The 14,117-nt window shown below is 65.2% G+C and carries 15 protein-coding genes, 2 tRNA genes and 2 pseudogenes; 12 read left to right on the top strand and 7 right to left on the bottom strand.

Annotation, left to right across the window (positions count from 1 at the left end):
* Positions 1 to 2 precede the first annotated feature (2 nt).
* From OCH239_RS09435 to OCH239_RS09420, 4 genes are all read left to right on the top strand, one after another.
* Positions 3 to 287: a DUF3572 domain-containing protein gene (locus OCH239_RS09435; RefSeq protein WP_037261604.1), complete on the top strand. Its 285-nt coding sequence runs from the start codon at positions 3 to 5 to the stop codon at positions 285 to 287.
* A 102-nt stretch (positions 288 to 389) separates the two neighbouring features.
* Positions 390 to 992, top strand: coding sequence for a heme NO-binding domain-containing protein (locus OCH239_RS09430; RefSeq protein WP_037261602.1), 603 nt, complete (start codon positions 390 to 392; stop codon positions 990 to 992).
* Complete coding sequence (locus OCH239_RS09425; protein ID WP_051489402.1) at positions 989 to 1,984, top strand: GGDEF domain-containing protein; 996 nt, start codon at positions 989 to 991, stop codon at positions 1,982 to 1,984. Before OCH239_RS09430 ends, OCH239_RS09425 begins: the two co-directional genes overlap by 4 nt.
* Positions 1,985 to 2,050: 66 nt before the next feature.
* Positions 2,051 to 2,125, top strand: a tRNA-Gln gene (locus tag OCH239_RS09420).
* A gap of 88 nt (positions 2,126 to 2,213) precedes the next feature.
* Here the strand turns inward: OCH239_RS09420 and OCH239_RS09415 are convergent.
* Positions 2,214 to 2,644, bottom strand: a pseudogene (locus OCH239_RS09415) (transposase); the annotation flags it as partial.
* 239 nt (positions 2,645 to 2,883) lie between these two features.
* Positions 2,884 to 2,957: transfer RNA gene (locus OCH239_RS09410), tRNA-Cys, on the bottom strand.
* Positions 2,958 to 3,079: 122 nt separating this feature from the next.
* On the opposite strand from OCH239_RS09410, the gene OCH239_RS09405 reads away from it, so the two are divergent.
* The 6 genes from OCH239_RS09405 to OCH239_RS09380 all read left to right on the top strand — a co-directional run bounded on the left by OCH239_RS09405 (position 3,080) and on the right by OCH239_RS09380 (position 8,030).
* On the top strand, positions 3,080 to 3,427 hold the full coding sequence (locus OCH239_RS09405; RefSeq protein ID WP_037261883.1) for an ElaB/YgaM/YqjD family protein: 348 nt from the start codon (positions 3,080 to 3,082) through the stop codon (positions 3,425 to 3,427).
* A 1-nt stretch (position 3,428) separates the two neighbouring features.
* Positions 3,429 to 3,770, top strand: a complete 342-nt coding sequence (locus OCH239_RS09400; protein WP_037261597.1) for a hypothetical protein — start codon at positions 3,429 to 3,431, stop codon at positions 3,768 to 3,770.
* A gap of 56 nt (positions 3,771 to 3,826) precedes the next feature.
* Positions 3,827 to 4,888, top strand: a complete 1,062-nt coding sequence (locus OCH239_RS09395) for an AI-2E family transporter (protein WP_051489400.1) — start codon at positions 3,827 to 3,829, stop codon at positions 4,886 to 4,888.
* A gap of 134 nt (positions 4,889 to 5,022) precedes the next feature.
* Positions 5,023 to 5,676: a protein-L-isoaspartate O-methyltransferase family protein gene (locus tag OCH239_RS09390; RefSeq protein WP_037261595.1), complete on the top strand. Its 654-nt coding sequence runs from the start codon at positions 5,023 to 5,025 to the stop codon at positions 5,674 to 5,676.
* Between the two features lie 42 nt (positions 5,677 to 5,718).
* Positions 5,719 to 7,152 (top strand): TolC family outer membrane protein, encoded by a 1,434-nt coding sequence (locus OCH239_RS09385; RefSeq protein ID WP_037261593.1) that lies wholly within the window; start codon positions 5,719 to 5,721, stop codon positions 7,150 to 7,152.
* 71 nt (positions 7,153 to 7,223) lie between these two features.
* Positions 7,224 to 8,030, top strand: a complete 807-nt coding sequence (locus OCH239_RS09380) for a hypothetical protein (protein ID WP_037261590.1) — start codon at positions 7,224 to 7,226, stop codon at positions 8,028 to 8,030.
* Between the two features lie 102 nt (positions 8,031 to 8,132).
* On the opposite strand, the gene OCH239_RS09375 is transcribed toward OCH239_RS09380, so the two are convergent.
* Positions 8,133 to 8,462: a DUF6280 family protein gene (locus OCH239_RS09375; protein ID WP_037261586.1), complete on the bottom strand. Its 330-nt coding sequence runs from the start codon at positions 8,460 to 8,462 to the stop codon at positions 8,133 to 8,135.
* Between the two features lie 219 nt (positions 8,463 to 8,681).
* Here OCH239_RS09375 and efp point away from each other — a divergent pair, with 219 nt between their 5' ends.
* Together efp and OCH239_RS09365 are read left to right on the top strand one after the other, a co-directional pair.
* Positions 8,682 to 9,245, top strand: a complete 564-nt coding sequence (gene efp / locus OCH239_RS09370) for an elongation factor P (protein WP_037261583.1) — start codon at positions 8,682 to 8,684, stop codon at positions 9,243 to 9,245.
* Positions 9,246 to 9,448: 203 nt separating this feature from the next.
* Positions 9,449 to 9,892, top strand: a complete 444-nt coding sequence (locus OCH239_RS09365; RefSeq protein WP_037261580.1) for an SH3 domain-containing protein — start codon at positions 9,449 to 9,451, stop codon at positions 9,890 to 9,892.
* Between the two features lie 4 nt (positions 9,893 to 9,896).
* Here OCH239_RS09365 and OCH239_RS09360 read toward each other — a convergent pair.
* The 4 genes and pseudogenes from OCH239_RS09360 to OCH239_RS09345 all read right to left on the bottom strand — a co-directional run bounded on the left by OCH239_RS09360 (position 9,897) and on the right by OCH239_RS09345 (position 14,034).
* A pseudogene (locus OCH239_RS09360) lies at positions 9,897 to 10,699 on the bottom strand (fructosamine kinase family protein).
* A 14-nt stretch (positions 10,700 to 10,713) separates the two neighbouring features.
* Entirely contained in the window at positions 10,714 to 11,454 is a 741-nt protein-coding gene (gene ygfZ / locus OCH239_RS09355) for a CAF17-like 4Fe-4S cluster assembly/insertion protein YgfZ (protein ID WP_037261577.1), read from the bottom strand.
* A 103-nt stretch (positions 11,455 to 11,557) separates the two neighbouring features.
* The gene (locus tag OCH239_RS09350; RefSeq protein WP_037261574.1) at positions 11,558 to 13,333 is read right to left on the bottom strand and encodes an ABC transporter ATP-binding protein; all 1,776 of its coding nucleotides are present in this window, start codon (positions 13,331 to 13,333) and stop codon (positions 11,558 to 11,560) included.
* Positions 13,330 to 14,034, bottom strand: coding sequence for a phosphatase domain-containing putative toxin (locus OCH239_RS09345; RefSeq protein WP_037261571.1), 705 nt, complete (start codon positions 14,032 to 14,034; stop codon positions 13,330 to 13,332). The genes OCH239_RS09350 and OCH239_RS09345 overlap by 4 nt, the downstream gene beginning before the upstream one ends.
* Between the last annotated feature and the right edge of the window lie 83 nt (positions 14,035 to 14,117).

Below are 14,117 nucleotides of genomic sequence, written 5' to 3'. Positions count from 1 at the left end.
AAATGGCGATGTCGCGCAACGAAGCCGAGATTGTGGGCCTTCAGGCTATCGCCTGGCTGGCCGGCAACGAGGATCTTCTGCCGGTCTTCATGAGCTCGACCGGCGCCGACGAAGCGACCTTGCGTGACGGTCTTGCGGATCCCGCGTTCCAGGCCGCCGTCCTTGATTTCCTGCTGATGGACGATGCCTGGGTCGGCCGGTTCTGCGACGAGACGGGAACCGATTATTCCGTTCCGATGCAGGCCCGTGCGGCCCTTCCCGGCGGAGAGACCATCCACTGGACCTGAGGCGCATTCTCGCCTTTCTGCCGCTTCGATACAATCGAAGCCTTAACGGACCGTTCAAGTGCACCGGTCAAGATGCCCGCGTCTGGAGCGGGGGCACAACTGATGCACGGACTGATCAACAGGACGTTGCAGGTCTTCATCGTCGATACCTATGGCGCGGCATGCTGGGCCGTGGTGGTCCGGCGGGCCGAAGTCGCCCCGCCGGAATTCGAGGCTTTGCTGCGCTACGATGCGGAACTGACGGATCGCCTGATGGAGGCCATCGCGACCGAGCTCGGCCGACCCATCGATGCTGTTCTCGAGGATGTCGGCACCTATCTCGTCTCGCATCCCAATGCTCAGGCCATCCGGCGCCTTCTCCGCTTCTGCGGAACGGATTTCGTCGATTTTCTCTATTCGCTCGAGGACCTGCCCGATCGTGCGAGGCTTGTCCTCCTCGACGTGCATCTGCCCGAGATCGACGTAACCGAAGAGCGCGAGGACCGGTTCGTGATCCGCTGTCGCGGCGACCTGCCCTGGTTCTCGCATCTGCTGGCTGGCCTCGTGCGTGCCATGGCGGACGATTACGGTGTGCTCGCGGTTCTGGAACATGCGCGCGTCGCGGGCGGTGGCAGTCTGCACGTCTCGATCATCCAGTCGGACTATGCCGAGGAGAGGGACTTTGTCCTTGGCTCTCTCGGCAGGGGGGGGAGATGTACGCAATGACGCTCACCCCCGAGATGCTCGATGCGCTGCGTCCGATGCATCTGTGGTTCGACAGGGACGGCGCGATCCGAAGGTCAGGTCCGACGCTCAGAAAACTGCTCGCGCCGCGTGATCCGCAGGAGCATCAGCTCCTTGAGCTCTTCGAGCCGCTGCGTCCGCGGGGGATCGGCAGCGTCGCGGACCTCATCAGGCACTCCTCGCGGGGATTGCGTCTTCGCCTTCGCCATCGCCCGGGAACAATCTTTGTGGGCCACGCCGTTCCCGATGGCGCGGGAGGCGGGGTACTTGATCTGTCGTTCGGCATCTCCGTGGCCGAGGCATTGCGGCATCACACGCTCACCGGGGCCGATTTTCCCCCGACCGACCAGACGGTGGAGCTTCTCTTTCTGATTGAATCGAAGTCGGCTGCGATGGAATCGGCGATCCGCCTCAACAACCGGTTCCAATCGGCGCGGCTGGCTGCCGAGGCGCGTGCCAAGACCGATCCGCTCACCAACCTGCTGAACCGCCGCGGCGCGGAGGAGGAGCTCGACCGTCTCTCCGCGACCGGGGTGCCCTTTGCCGTGATCCAGATCGACCTCGACCGGTTCAAGCTCGTGAACGACGGCGAGGGGCATGCCGCCGGAGACCGTGTGCTTCGCATCGTTGCCGGTCACCTCGGTCGGTGCACGCGGCTCGGGGACACGGCCGCGCGTCTCGGCGGCGACGAGTTTCTGCTGATCCTTCCCGATCCGCCTGGGCCCGACGAGCTTATCGCGGCCGGCAAGCGGCTCATCCGGCAGATCGAGACCCCCATTCAGTTCCGCGGCACATCTCTCTCCGTTTCCGCAAGTTTGGGCATCGCTTATGGGGGCGGCGTGCCGGGTGCGGAAAGCCGCTCGGTCGTCGACGCCGCAGACGCTGCGCTCTACGCGGCGAAGGGAGACGGCCGCGCGCGCGTCGCTCTCGCGCCGGGTAATGCCTTCATCGGGACGAAGCGCGACGCCTCGTAAGGTGCCTCATTTTTCCCATCCGCCCTCTTGATCCCTTCCGACGACCAGCGTAGATAGCCCGCCAGTTGGGGTGTAGCCAAGCGGTAAGGCAGCGGTTTTTGGTACCGTGTACCGTAGGTTCGAATCCTACCACCCCAGCCATGATCCCGAAAAGATACATCCCTTCCAATGGGATATTCGTTTATTAGGCGTTCAGTCTCCGGTCCCCACGTCTTGGTGGTTCAGGTCGCGCGGGGTGGATGCGCAGACACCGGCACATCTCCCGGACGGAGAACTGCCCGCGATGCTCGGCCACGAACGCCTATCTCACTTTGCATCCCTGACGAAATACGCGCTCGCCATTGTCCTCGGACCGATGGCGGACAACGGTGGAGCCCTTCGTCGAGGAAACGGTTCCCCCGGACCGTTTCCCGATCCTCCCCGGTTTAGGATGTCACGCACCTCCGAGACCCGCGCCCGCTCCCTCTTCAGGCGCCGGATCTCGGAGCCCTTCTCAGCCTCTCCCGGCGAAGCCGTCGCGAACTTCTTCTTCCAAGCGTAGAGCGAATGCGGGCTGACCTGGAGTCGGCCCGACACTTCCCTGACCGGGTAGCCCCGCTCGGTGATCTGCGCGACGGCGTCTCCCTTGAACGCGTCGCTGAACCTGCTGCTGCTCATCATGGCCTCCTCGCTTCAAAATTAGCGGAGAAGGCGGCCACAGGACACGGGGCTATTCGCCGGTTTCGGTACCGTTATCACAACTTAGTACCTGCCAACTCGGAGGCTGATGTTCGCTGGGTGCCAGTTTAGTTCACTTGGTGGCGGGGACATGGTCCATAGTGTCAGCCGTAATGTACGTCGCAGGGCCGCTCTGGCTGAAATGGCTAACAAAATCAGTAAAATAGGGCCACAGATGAGTTTGGAGGCGAGTACCGGAATCGAACCGGTGTACACGGATTTGCAATCCGCTGCGTAACCACTCCGCCAACTCGCCGAAGTGCGGAAGGGGTTAGGACTTCGGGCCGGGCTGGTCAAGCCGATTTCGTCTCGCTGCGAAGGGGAACTTTGTCGCCGCGGTGCAGTTTCTTCCTGAACATCAAGCTTCCGGGGATCATCATGGCCGAGACACAGCTAAAAGACATCGAAGCGCAGGCGAACAAGGCCGCAGGACGCGACAGCGACGCGCTGGCGGATCAGGTTTCCGTCCTGCGTCAGGACCTTGCGAACATCACCGAACTGCTCGGCGAGATCGGAGTCCGTCGTAAGGACGAAACCTTGGCCGCCGCGCGCGAGCGCATGGGCAAGGTCCGGCAGGAAGGTGAGGCGCGCTGGCACGACGTGCAGACGAAGGCGCACGAGACCCAGGACGAGCTTCTGGAGGCGATCCGCCGCCAGCCGGGCACGGCGCTTGGCATTGCCGTCGCAGCGGGGTTCCTCGCGGGACTGCTGACCAGCCGCAAGTAAGATGGCCATTTTTGCGTATTACGAGGCTCTCATGCGCCGGAAGGTGCGGGGAGCCGTTTATTCGATGGCCGGGCTCATATTTGTGCTGATCGGCATGTGCTTTCTCGCCGCCGCACTCTGGATGGTGCTGTCCGAGCTTCGCGACCCGCGGTTCGCCGCGACCGTGCTGGGCTGCGGTTTCGTGGCGGTAGGGCTCATCGCGATGGGCATCGGAAAGCTTGTGTCTCGGTTGCACGTCGCGCCGGTCGCAGCGCCTAGAGCGGCGACAGCGCCGGCTCTGGTCCAGCTCATCGAGGGCTTTCTCGTTGGTGTGAGTGCTGGCCGCACGACAAGGCGCAAATAGGCTTGGCCCTTCGAGGACGCGGACCCGATTCTCAGGCGGCCCCGGACAGTCTCCGGGTGCCGCTCATCATTTTGGCGACGATCGCATCCGGTTTCGTCCTCTATCTTGCGCACGATCTCGTTGCGCCCATGACCCTCGCCATCGTCATCGGAATCATCGTGGCACCGCTCATGGACGCGCTCGAGCGCGTGGGCGTGCCGGGCGGTTTCGCGGCGACGCTCATCCTCATCGCCACTGTCGGAGGACTGGCCGCCCTCGGCTTCGCGCTCGAGCCCCTGCTGTGGCGGATCGTCGATGAGTTGCCGTCGATCCGGCTCGAATTGCGGTCTCTTGTCTACCAGTTTCAGGGGGTCTTTCAGGGGATCGACAACGCTCAGGAAGAGATGAAGGAGGCGCTCGGGGCGGCTCAGGAAGCTGCGGCCGGAGGCGGCGGTGGTGGTGGATCGGAGGAGGGCGGCGACGGCGTTGCCCAGATACCGACGCTGAGCGACGCGCTCTTTCTCGCTCCGATCATCCTGGGGCAATTCCTGATCTTCGCGGGCACACTCTACTTCTTTCTGGTCACCCGGATCCGGGTCTACGCCGCTCTGGCGCGTCGCCTGAGTGCTGTCGGTGAGTCGGGTGTGCTGAAAGCGCGCTTCCACCGGGCGGAGTATCTGGTGTCGCGTTATTTCGTGACGATTTCGATCATCAACGTCACGCTCGGGGCTGCGCTCGCGGCATATCTCGTCGCAATCGGCTTGCCGCTCCCGATAGTCTGGGGCGCCGGCGCGGCTATCCTGAACTTCGTGCTCTATGTCGGCCCGACCGCGGTGATCTGCGGCCTGCTCCTGTCCGGTCTCATCAATTTCGACGGTGTGATGAGCTTTGCACCGGCGCTCGGCTTCATCTGCCTAAACATGATCGAGGCGCAATTCGTGACGCCGACACTTGTCGGCAAGCACGTATCGCTGAACCCCTTGCTCGTCTTCACTGTGCTTTGCTTCGGGATCTGGTTCTGGGGGCCGATCGGCGGGATCGTCGCCATTCCCGTGATCGTGGTCGTGATGACGCTGGTCGACGATCCGGCCAGCCGGTCCCACGGGGTGCAGGATCGGAAGCTGTCCACGCCCGAATAGCCGTTTCCCGCCGCGCACAAATGCGTCAGCCGCGCACATCTATGGTGCGGCACCGGTCGGCTCCTACATTGCCGGGACTGTCTCCATGTGGCAGAAGCGGTGTCGGGAATGGAACGATTGGACAGGCTCCGCAGATGGCTGACTACGCCCAACGCCGCAAGAACATGATCGACACGCAGGTCCGCCCGGCGGATGTCACGAAGTATCCGATCATCGCGGCGATGCTGAAGATCCCACGGGAAGTGTATCTTCCGTCCGACCGCAGCGAGGCCGCCTATATCAGCGAGAACGTGGCGATCGGTCCGGGCCGGGTCATGCTGGAGCCGCGGACCTTCTCCAAGATGCTGGACTGGATGGGAATGTCGAGCGATATGCTCGTTCTCGATATCGGCTGCGGCTACGGCTACTCGGCCGCGGTCATCGCCGAGATCGCAGAGGCCGTCGTTGCCGTAGAGGAGGACGACGCGCTCGCTTCCGAGGCCGAGACGCTGCTGTCCGAGCAGGGCGTCGACAACGTCGTGCTGCATCGCGGTCCGCTTGCCGAAGGGGCGCCCGAGCACGGGCCCTATGACGCGATCGTCGTCGAAGGCGCGGTCGAGCAGGTGCCGCAGACATTGATCGATCAGCTCAAGGACGGCGGCCGCATCGCCTGCGTCTTCGAGGAGGATCGTCTGGGCGTCGCGCGAATCGGCTACAAGCTCGATGGCCACGTCACATGGCGGTTCGGCTTCAATGCCGGCGCCCCGGTACTGCCGGGATTCGAGAAAAAGAAGTCGTTCGCACTCTGACCCGAGCCGGGCGGAACGACCAACAGGGCAGGGAACATCATCATGGCCTTCACCGGACTGAAGCGGCTCGTCGCCACGACATGCGCCGCATCCGTGCTCTTGGCGGGTTCCGTCAGCGCGGACACGCTCGCCGACGCAATGGTTGGAGCGTACGAGACCAGCGGATTGCTCGAGCAGAACCGTGCGGTGCTGCGCGCTGCGGACGAGGACGTGGCTCAGGCGATCTCGCAATTGCGGCCGGTGCTGAGCTGGACCGCCGACGTCACGCGAAATTTCGGGGTGTCCCGCTCCACCACCACGAGCCCGCTCCCCGGGGGCGGCACGACGCAATCAACCAATCCGACGGTTTCGAACACGGCATCCATAGGACTTTCGGCCCAGCTCCTGGTCTATGATTTCGGTCGCACGAGGACCGGCATCGACCTTGCGAAGGAGTCCGTGCTTGCCGCGCGACAGGGTCTCGTGTCGGTCGAGCAGCAGGTCCTTCTCCGCGCCGTCACCGCCTTCTGGGAAGTGCGGCGTGCGGGGCAGACCGTGAGCCTTCGGCGCAATAACCTTCGTCTCATCGAGGAGGAGCTTCAGGCCGCCGAGGACCGCTTCGAGGTTGGCGAAGTGACCCGGACCGACGTTGCGCTGGCCGAGGCCCGGCTCGCCGAAGCACGCAGCCAGCTCGCCGTCGCAGAGGGGAACCTGACGAGCGCGCAGGAGGAATACTTCGCGGTTGTCGGACGCCGGCCCGGCGATCTGACGCCTCCGGGATCTCTCCCGACGGTGCCGGCCAATGTGCAATCCGCGACGCAGACGGCGCTTCGCCTCCACCCCGAGATCGTCGCGCAGCAGCACCGCGTCACCGTGGCCGAGCTCCAGATCCTCGTGGCCGAAGCCGCGATGAAGCCGACGGTCAATCTGTCGGGGCAGGTCGGCTACCAGTCCGACCTCGACAGCACCGACTACAGCCGGCAAGGCTCGATTTCGCTCGGCGCGTCGGGGCCGATCTACCAGGGCGGCGAATTGTCCTCCCTCGTGCGTCAGGCGATGGCGCAGCGCGACCAGCAGCGCGCCCAGCTTCTGCAGGTCACCCGTCAGATCCGGCAGGGCGTGGCGAACGCCTATATCTCGCTCGAAACGGCGCGATCCTCGATCACCGCGGGCGACAATCAGGTCCGCGCCGCGCAGATCGCGTTCGAGGGAATCCGCGAGGAGGCGACGCTCGGCGCGCGGACCACGCTCGACGTCCTCGATGCCGAGCAGGACCTGCTCGACGCGCGCACGCTGCTGATCTCGGCGCAGGTGGACCAGTACATCGCCGCCTACAACGTGATCTCGTCCATGGGTCTTCTGACCGTCGAACAGCTCGACCTTCCCGTGCAGCGTTACGATCCCTCGGTCTACTACAACATGGTCAAAGACGCGCCGGTCCGTAGCCAGCAGGGCGAGCAGCTCGACCGCGTGCTGAGGGCGCTCGGAAAACAGTAACTTATCCGGGCGCCAGTTGTGCCGATGTATTGCCGGAGCTAGGCTCGCCGCGAATTGATCGGGGTGCCGACATGAAGAAGCATACACCAGCCTCGGAGATCGAGGACGTCCTGTCCTCGATCCGCCGATTGATCTCCGAAGGCACACGCGATCCTGCAGGTGAAGGTGGGGATGCCAGCGCGTCAGAGGTACCTGCGCTTGTGCTGACCCCTCAGCAGCGCATCGGGGACGATGCGGCGCGGTCGGAACCCAAACCCATGATGCTCGATAACCCTCTGATCCTGCCCGGGGACGAGACCGCCGGCTCCGCTCGTGAGCCCCTGGACACGGGTACAGACCGGGGGGAGGGGCAACCTGACGAAGCTGCGGCGACAACTCCTCGAAGCGACCCAAGCGAGCGGCCCGTCGTCACGCCCGCCACCGGTGGGGCAAGTGACGACGGCCGGTCCCCCGCGCCCGGCGGCTTCGGCAATACGCCCGAAGAGGGGGTGGGCACCAGTCCGCAGGAGAGCGAGGCCGAGATGACCGCGGTCGCTCTGCATGCATTGCACGGTCACGAAACCCGTGAAGATGTCGAAGAGGCGCGTGTTTCGCACGCGCTCGAGGACAAGCTCGCCGAACTGGAGGCGATTGTCTTGCAGGCAGACGATGGCCGGGATGCCGTCCCTGAGCCTGCCCCGAACCAAGTCAGTACGGGGGGCACCACCGGAGGCACCCATGCCGGGGCGACGCTCGACGAGGAGGCGCTGCGCCAACTGATAGCCGAGGTCGTACGTGAGGAACTGCAGGGCGCTCTTGGAGAGCGCGTCACGCGCAATCTCCGCAAGCTTGTCCGGCGCGAGATCGAGCGCGCTCTGGCGACACGGGACGTCGATTGAGGCCTTGGTTCAAGGCCGCCTGCTGACACACTGAAGAGACAAGAAAAAAGCGCGCCCCAGAGAGCGCGCCATTTCCTACCGGGACATACCGGATTGATCGGCTCAGGCGGCCTCGGCCGCCTCTGCCAGGAGTGCTGCGCTGCGACGCTCGCTCTCCTCGCGCGACAGCGCGACGGAGGTGCGGACGCCTTTGGAGACGAATTCCATCAGGCCTTCCACGACCCGCTCGGTGGGGTCGATGCCGGCACAGGTCAGGACTTCGCGACCGTCGCGCGAGCGCGCCCAGCGAGCGATCTGGTCAGGGCCGTTGCCGTACTTCTTGTCGTCGGCAATGGCGTCGTCGAGAGCGGCGAGAACAACGGCAGCGAACAGCTTGCGGGCACGATTGCCTTGTTCGGCGTTGAACGCCGTCCCATCCACGAAATCTCGCATGAAGTGCGTCCTTGCTTTATTGGTCTTGTAATTCCGGGCGTGAGGGGCGTTATGGTGTATTCAGTTCGATTCGCATAGCCCGGAGGTGCATGGCTCCCCTGCGTCGAACGCATGGCTTAACGCCGAACCGACACGATATCTGGTAAGCTTGCAGGGCCACTGAGCAGGATATATAGGCGGTCTCGTATTCGGATCAACACATGGCCACCTTTTCGACACATGCCCAAGATCAACGGTAACGAAATCCGCCCCGGCAACGTCCTCGAGCACAACGGCGGCCTCTGGGCCGCGGTCAAGGTGGACCATGTCAAACCCGGCAAGGGTGGGGCCTTCGCGCAATGCGAACTGAGGAACCTCCGCAACGGCTCCAAGCTGAACGAGCGCTTCCGCTCGGCCGACAAGGTCGAGAAGGTGCGGCTCGAGCAGCGGGACATGCAGTTCCTGTTCGAGGCTGATGGCCAGCTCACATTCATGGACGCCGAGACCTTTGATCAGGTCACCGTGGATGCCGAGCTTCTCGGTGAGCGCCGCGCCTTCCTGCAGGACGGCATGACCATTGTCGTCGAATTCTACGAGAACGAGGCGCTGAACGCGACCCTGCCGCAGAAGGTGACCTGCCGCATCGCCGAGACCGAGCCGGTGGTGAAGGGGCAGACGGCGGCGAACTCGTTCAAGCCCGCGATTCTCGACAACGGCATCAAGGTCCAGGTTCCGCCCTTCGTCGGGCAGGACGAGGACATCATCGTGAACACCGAGACGATGGAATATTCCGAGCGCGCCTGAGGCGGTCTCGGGCCATTAACCACGCCCGCCGGTTTGCTTTGACGGACCGGCGGTGTGGAACGCAGCCTCGGATCTCGATCCGGCGTACGGGCTGCACAATGTTTCACCAGATATCTTCATGGCTCCGTCGGGCGGCTTTTTGCGCCGGGATCGGAGCATTTTGCGCGAGTCCCGCGCCGGCGCAGGAGCCGGAGCGCAACACCATGGTGGCGAGTTCGGCACGCGTGGGTCTGCAGGACGCGGCGCAGGTGGCGGTGATCGGCATCTCTGGGCGGGTCAACATCCGGGCCGAGCCGAGTATTCGGTCAGCCGTCATCGGACATGCGAGGGCAGCGACGCGGCTCGACACCGATGGCTGCGTGCTGCGGCTCGAGCGGCTCTGGTGCGGCGTCCGGTGGGAGCGTGGGGCGGGCCGGCGCGGCTGGGTCGCCGCGGAATATCTCTTGCCGGTCGACGACGCTCTGCCGCCTGTCGCATGTGACGTGGACGAGGGCACGCTATGTAGCGTGCCGCAAAGGCGCTCAGGGGCCACGTACGACCTGGGCATCGACGTCGAAATTCCCTACGGGCCGCCCTATCTGCGACGCGGGTCAGACGGTGGACATCGCGAGGGGCCGAACCGGCGCAGGGGCGACCATTCCCGGTAGTCGGTCAGACCCCGATCTCGTCCAGAAGGCCCGTCACCATGGCGTGGTAGCCGCCGCCGAAGAGACGCAGATGCACCAGCGCGGGCCAGAGCTGGTAGATGGGGCGGCGCTCTTCCCACCCGTGCTCGGGCTTGCCGTAGCCGCGCCAGAAGACGTCGTCGGGCTTGCCGAAGAGCGTCAGCATGGCGAGATCGACTTCCGCGTGGCCGTGATAGGACGCCGGATCGATCATCACCGCACGGTCTTCTGTGAAATGCAGGTTCCCGCCCAGAGATCGCCATGCAGAAGCGACGCGCGCGGGCTCTCGGGCAGCATCTCGGGCAGGCGCGCGGCGAGCCGGTCGACACGCGCCGCGAGCTCGGGCGGCAGCGCCGAAAGATCTGCGCGCAGCCGGCGCTCGGCCCAGAACTCGGGCCAGCTCGCTGTGGTGGCGTTCGGGATCGGGACCGACCCGAAGGCGTAGTCCTCCTGCCAGCCGTATTGCCCGCCATCCCAGGAATGCATCTGCGCCAGTGCCTCGCCGAAACTGCGCCAGGTCTCGCGGCTCGCCGGTGCTTCGGGCAGGTATTCGAGGCAGATCAGACGGTGCTCGGTATGGATGACCTCCGGAACGGGGGCATGCACCATCGCCATCGCCGCGAGCATCCGGGCTTCGACATGCACGAGCGGGCCGGACTTCACGACCATCTCACGACCGGTGTCGAGCTTCACGTAGGTGACGTCGGAGAGATCGCCGCCCGCGAGCCGCCGCGTCTCGGCGACATTTGCATCGAACGCGTCCAGCAGGGGCTGGGGCAGGGTGTCCATATCGTCGCGCGTGGTCATGCCTCGTACCTCACTATGGCCTCGCCCGCCCGCATCTCGGGCCGGGCCTGAGCGTAGCGCAGATGGGCGATGCCGGTGCCCTCCGCTTGCGTGTAGAGCGTGCCGACGCTCTTTCCGTCCGCCTCGACCGCAGTGCCGACGGGAGCAGCGCCTTCCACATCGACGCGGGCGAGACCTTTCTTGAGCTCGGTCTTGTGCTTCATACGGGCAGTCACTTCCTGGCCGACATAGCAACCCTTCCTGAAATCGACGCCGCCGAGCCGCTCGAATCCGGCCTCGAGAATGAACGTATCGGATGTCAGCTCGATCCCGCTCTCGGGAACGAGCGCCGCGACTCGCATTGCGGGCCAATCGACGCCCTCTTCGGACGGGCGACCGTCATAGGCCCGCCAGCCGAGGCGGGCATCGCGCGGATCCGCGAAGGCACCCGGCGGCGCAGTGCCAAGACCTCGGGCGGGCACGATGCCGGTCTCCTCGATCGAGACCTTGGCGCGCAGCTTGTAGAGCGTGAGCGCCTTCTTGAGGTCCGCGGCCAGGGGCTCTGCGACATCGATCAGGATGTCGTGGCCGTCGGGCACGAGAAAGAAATCCGCCCGGTACTTGCCCTGCGGGGTCAGAAGGGCCGCGTAGACCAGCCCGGCATCGAGGCGCTCGACGTCGTTCGTCACGAGGTTCTGGAGAAAGTCCGCGGCGTCCGCGCCGGAGACGCGAAGGACGGTGCGGTCGGGATCGGTCATTTCGGGCCTGTCCTCTGTCGCTCGGGGCCCCGTCTATACCACGACTGAGCCGCGACGACAGGGGGCAGCGAAAACAGGCGCGGAAAGGTCGGGTTCGCGGTGGTCAGCTGTCGGCAGTGTCGAACTGGAGGCGGTAGAGATCCGCATAGACCCCGGCCCTGCCGATGAGCTCGTCGTGGGTGCCCTGATCGACGACCCGGCCGGACTCCATCACCACGATGCTGTCGGCATTGCGCACGGTCGAGAGGCGGTGCGCGATAACGAGCGTGGTGCGTCCCTTGGAAAGACGGTCGAGCGCCTCCTGCACCACGGCCTCGGACTGCGCATCGAGGGCCGAGGTCGCCTCGTCGAGCAGGAGCAGCGGCGTGTCGCGGAGAATCGCCCGCGCGATGGCGACCCGCTGGCGCTGCCCCCCGGAAAGGTTCGATCCGCGCGGGCCGCACGGGCTGTCGAGCCCGTCCGGCAGCCTCGGCAGGAAATCGGTGACATGCGCCGCCTCGAGGGCCGCCTGAAGGCGGTCATCGGGAATGTCGTCCTGCCCGAGCACGATGTTCTCGCGCAGCGTCTCGTCGAAGAGGAGGGCGTCCTGGCTGACGACGGAAAAGAGCCGGCGCAGCTCGCCGAGCTTCATCTCCGATACGGGAACGCCGCCGATGGTCACGGCGCCGGAGACGGGGTCGACCAGCCGGGTGAGCAGGTTGAAGACGGTCGATTTGCCTGCGCCCGAGGGGCCGACCAGCGCCGTGACCTCTCCGGCCCGGGCGGTGAAGCTCGCGCCCGAGAGGACCGCCGTGTCGCCATAGGCGGCGTGCACGTTCTCGAGCCGCACCTCTGGCACGCCATCCGGTATCGCGCGCGGCGTCGCCGGGTCGGCGATCTCGGGGCGCATGTCGAGCAGTTCTTTGATCCGTTCGAGCCCTGCCGCAGCGACCTGCAGGATCCCCGAGACGGCCCCGAGGCGGCGCAGAGGTTCGAAGGCGAGACCTATGGCGGTGAAGAAGGCCATGAAGTCGCCCACCGTCTTCTCGCCCGAGATGATCTCGCCGCCGCCGTAGAACAGGACCCCCGCAAAGCCGAGGCCCGACATGATGTCGATGAGCCCGGGGATCGCCGCCTGGCCTGCGGAGGAGCGGATCTCCGTGCGGATGCGCTCGCGGGTGAGCCGCCGATAGCGCTTGGCCTGATAGCGCTCGAGGGTGTTCAGCTTCACCGGCACGATGCCGTGCAGGATCTCGTTCACGCGCGTCGACAGGCTTGCTGCCACGTCTCGTGCGTGGCGGGCGTTGCCGCGTACGAAGCGCTGAGCGAAGAGCGCTGGGGCGATCAGCAGCGGCGCGCCGACGAGCGCGATCAGCGTCCAGCGCCAGTCGATAAAGAACGCCACCCCGAAGAGCGAGAAGAGCGCCACCACGTCGCGGCCGGCACCGGTGATCAGGGACCGCCAGACCTTGTTGACGCTCTCCACATCCCCCTCGATGCGCTGCATGAGGTATCCGGGCGAGTAGGTCTGGTGAAACCCGCCGTCGAGCGTCATGAGATGCCCGACGAGGTCCGAGCGAACCTCCGAAACGCTTTCCTGGCTGACCTTCGAGAGGACCACCTTCTGGATGATGCCCGCGACGGCACGCACCGTGAAGATGCCGAAGAAGGCGAGCCCCACCAGCGGCAGGTATTCCGACTGGCCGCCGACGAACACCGTGTCGAACATCGGCTTCATCGTGTAGCTGAGCGCGCCGAACATCGCGCCCTCGAGAGACATGAACAGGACCGCAACGAGGAGGAGCGGCCAGTGGCGTGCGAGATAGTTCCGCCAGAGCCAGATCATGAGATGCCGGCGTTCGGCGGCGGTGGAATCGGGGCGGTCGGCGAAGGTCTTCATGTCGGCTTGGCCGCGTCGTTCGGAGGCAGGCGGGCGTCGAAACTCTTCTGGAGCCGCTTGTGGTCGTACTCGGTGCGGATCCAGTCTTCGAACCCGATCTCGCCATAGCCCTGACGTGCCGCGAAGACGTCGATGATGTAGTCCTGCACGCCAGTCTTGGTCCAGTCGAGATGGATGTATCGGATGCCGAGCTGCTTCTTGGCGTACTGGATGCTCGCCCCTTCGAATATCAGAAGATAGAGCGCGCCGACGAAGCCGGTCCGGTCCGCCCCCGACTTGCAGTGGAAGACGAGGGGGCGCTCGGCGGCACGGATCGCGTCGATCACGGCGATGATGCGGTCTGCCCGGACGGCCTGGCGCGCCATGAGTTTGGCGTCGACGAGGGTCAGGCCGAGCCGGTCGCAGGCCTCCTTCTCGAAGAGGTAGTAGGAGTACTTGTCCTCGCCGCGCAGGTTGATGACGGTCTTGATGCCCATCCGCGCGTAGGTCCGGAAGCGCCGGTGAGTCGGCTGGTTCGAGCGGTAGACGCCCGGCGCGACCTCGTGGAAATTGGTCCAGAACGAGCGCAGGAAGGCGTGATCGAAAAGGTGGTAGTGCAGCCACGCGCCAAGCCGCCCGCGGGGGCTCGCGATGTCCTTGCCGAAGGAGCGCCGGAAGCGGCGTTCGGCGGTCTCGATCCGGTCCCAGAATTTGGCGAGCATGGCAGGGGTGCGTCCGTTTAGGTTCCGCAGGGGTCTACAATGCGCGCGGGCCGGGGAAAACCGGTTTTCCCGGACGGTGCGGC

It is taken from the genome of Roseivivax halodurans JCM 10272, assembly GCF_000521785.1.
GTDB classification, from domain to species: domain Bacteria; phylum Pseudomonadota; class Alphaproteobacteria; order Rhodobacterales; family Rhodobacteraceae; genus Roseivivax; species Roseivivax halodurans.
The sequence above is the reverse complement of the archived record's forward strand: the minus strand, read 5'-3'. Positions and strand labels throughout refer to the sequence as shown.

Excerpts from the sequence above, each read along its gene's own strand:
- OCH239_RS09435 (WP_037261604.1), top strand. The coding sequence starts at position 3 with ATGGCGATGTCGCGCAACGAAGCCGAGATTGTGGGCCTTCAGGCTATC.
- OCH239_RS09365 (WP_037261580.1), top strand. The coding sequence starts at position 9,449 with ATGGTGGCGAGTTCGGCACGCGTGGGTCTGCAGGACGCGGCGCAGGTG.
- OCH239_RS09350 (WP_037261574.1), bottom strand. The coding sequence starts at position 13,333 with ATGAAGACCTTCGCCGACCGCCCCGATTCCACCGCCGCCGAACGCCGG.
- OCH239_RS09345 (WP_037261571.1), bottom strand. The coding sequence starts at position 14,034 with ATGCTCGCCAAATTCTGGGACCGGATCGAGACCGCCGAACGCCGCTTC.
- ygfZ (WP_037261577.1), bottom strand. The coding sequence starts at position 11,454 with ATGACCGATCCCGACCGCACCGTCCTTCGCGTCTCCGGCGCGGACGCC.
- OCH239_RS09425 (WP_051489402.1), top strand. The coding sequence starts at position 989 with ATGACGCTCACCCCCGAGATGCTCGATGCGCTGCGTCCGATGCATCTG.
- OCH239_RS09430 (WP_037261602.1), top strand. The coding sequence starts at position 390 with ATGCACGGACTGATCAACAGGACGTTGCAGGTCTTCATCGTCGATACC.
- OCH239_RS09385 (WP_037261593.1), top strand. The coding sequence starts at position 5,719 with ATGGCCTTCACCGGACTGAAGCGGCTCGTCGCCACGACATGCGCCGCA.
- efp (WP_037261583.1), top strand. The coding sequence starts at position 8,682 with ATGCCCAAGATCAACGGTAACGAAATCCGCCCCGGCAACGTCCTCGAG.
- OCH239_RS09405 (WP_037261883.1), top strand. The coding sequence starts at position 3,080 with ATGGCCGAGACACAGCTAAAAGACATCGAAGCGCAGGCGAACAAGGCC.
- OCH239_RS09390 (WP_037261595.1), top strand. The coding sequence starts at position 5,023 with ATGGCTGACTACGCCCAACGCCGCAAGAACATGATCGACACGCAGGTC.
- OCH239_RS09400 (WP_037261597.1), top strand. The coding sequence starts at position 3,429 with ATGGCCATTTTTGCGTATTACGAGGCTCTCATGCGCCGGAAGGTGCGG.
- OCH239_RS09380 (WP_037261590.1), top strand. The coding sequence starts at position 7,224 with ATGAAGAAGCATACACCAGCCTCGGAGATCGAGGACGTCCTGTCCTCG.
- OCH239_RS09375 (WP_037261586.1), bottom strand. The coding sequence starts at position 8,462 with ATGCGAGATTTCGTGGATGGGACGGCGTTCAACGCCGAACAAGGCAAT.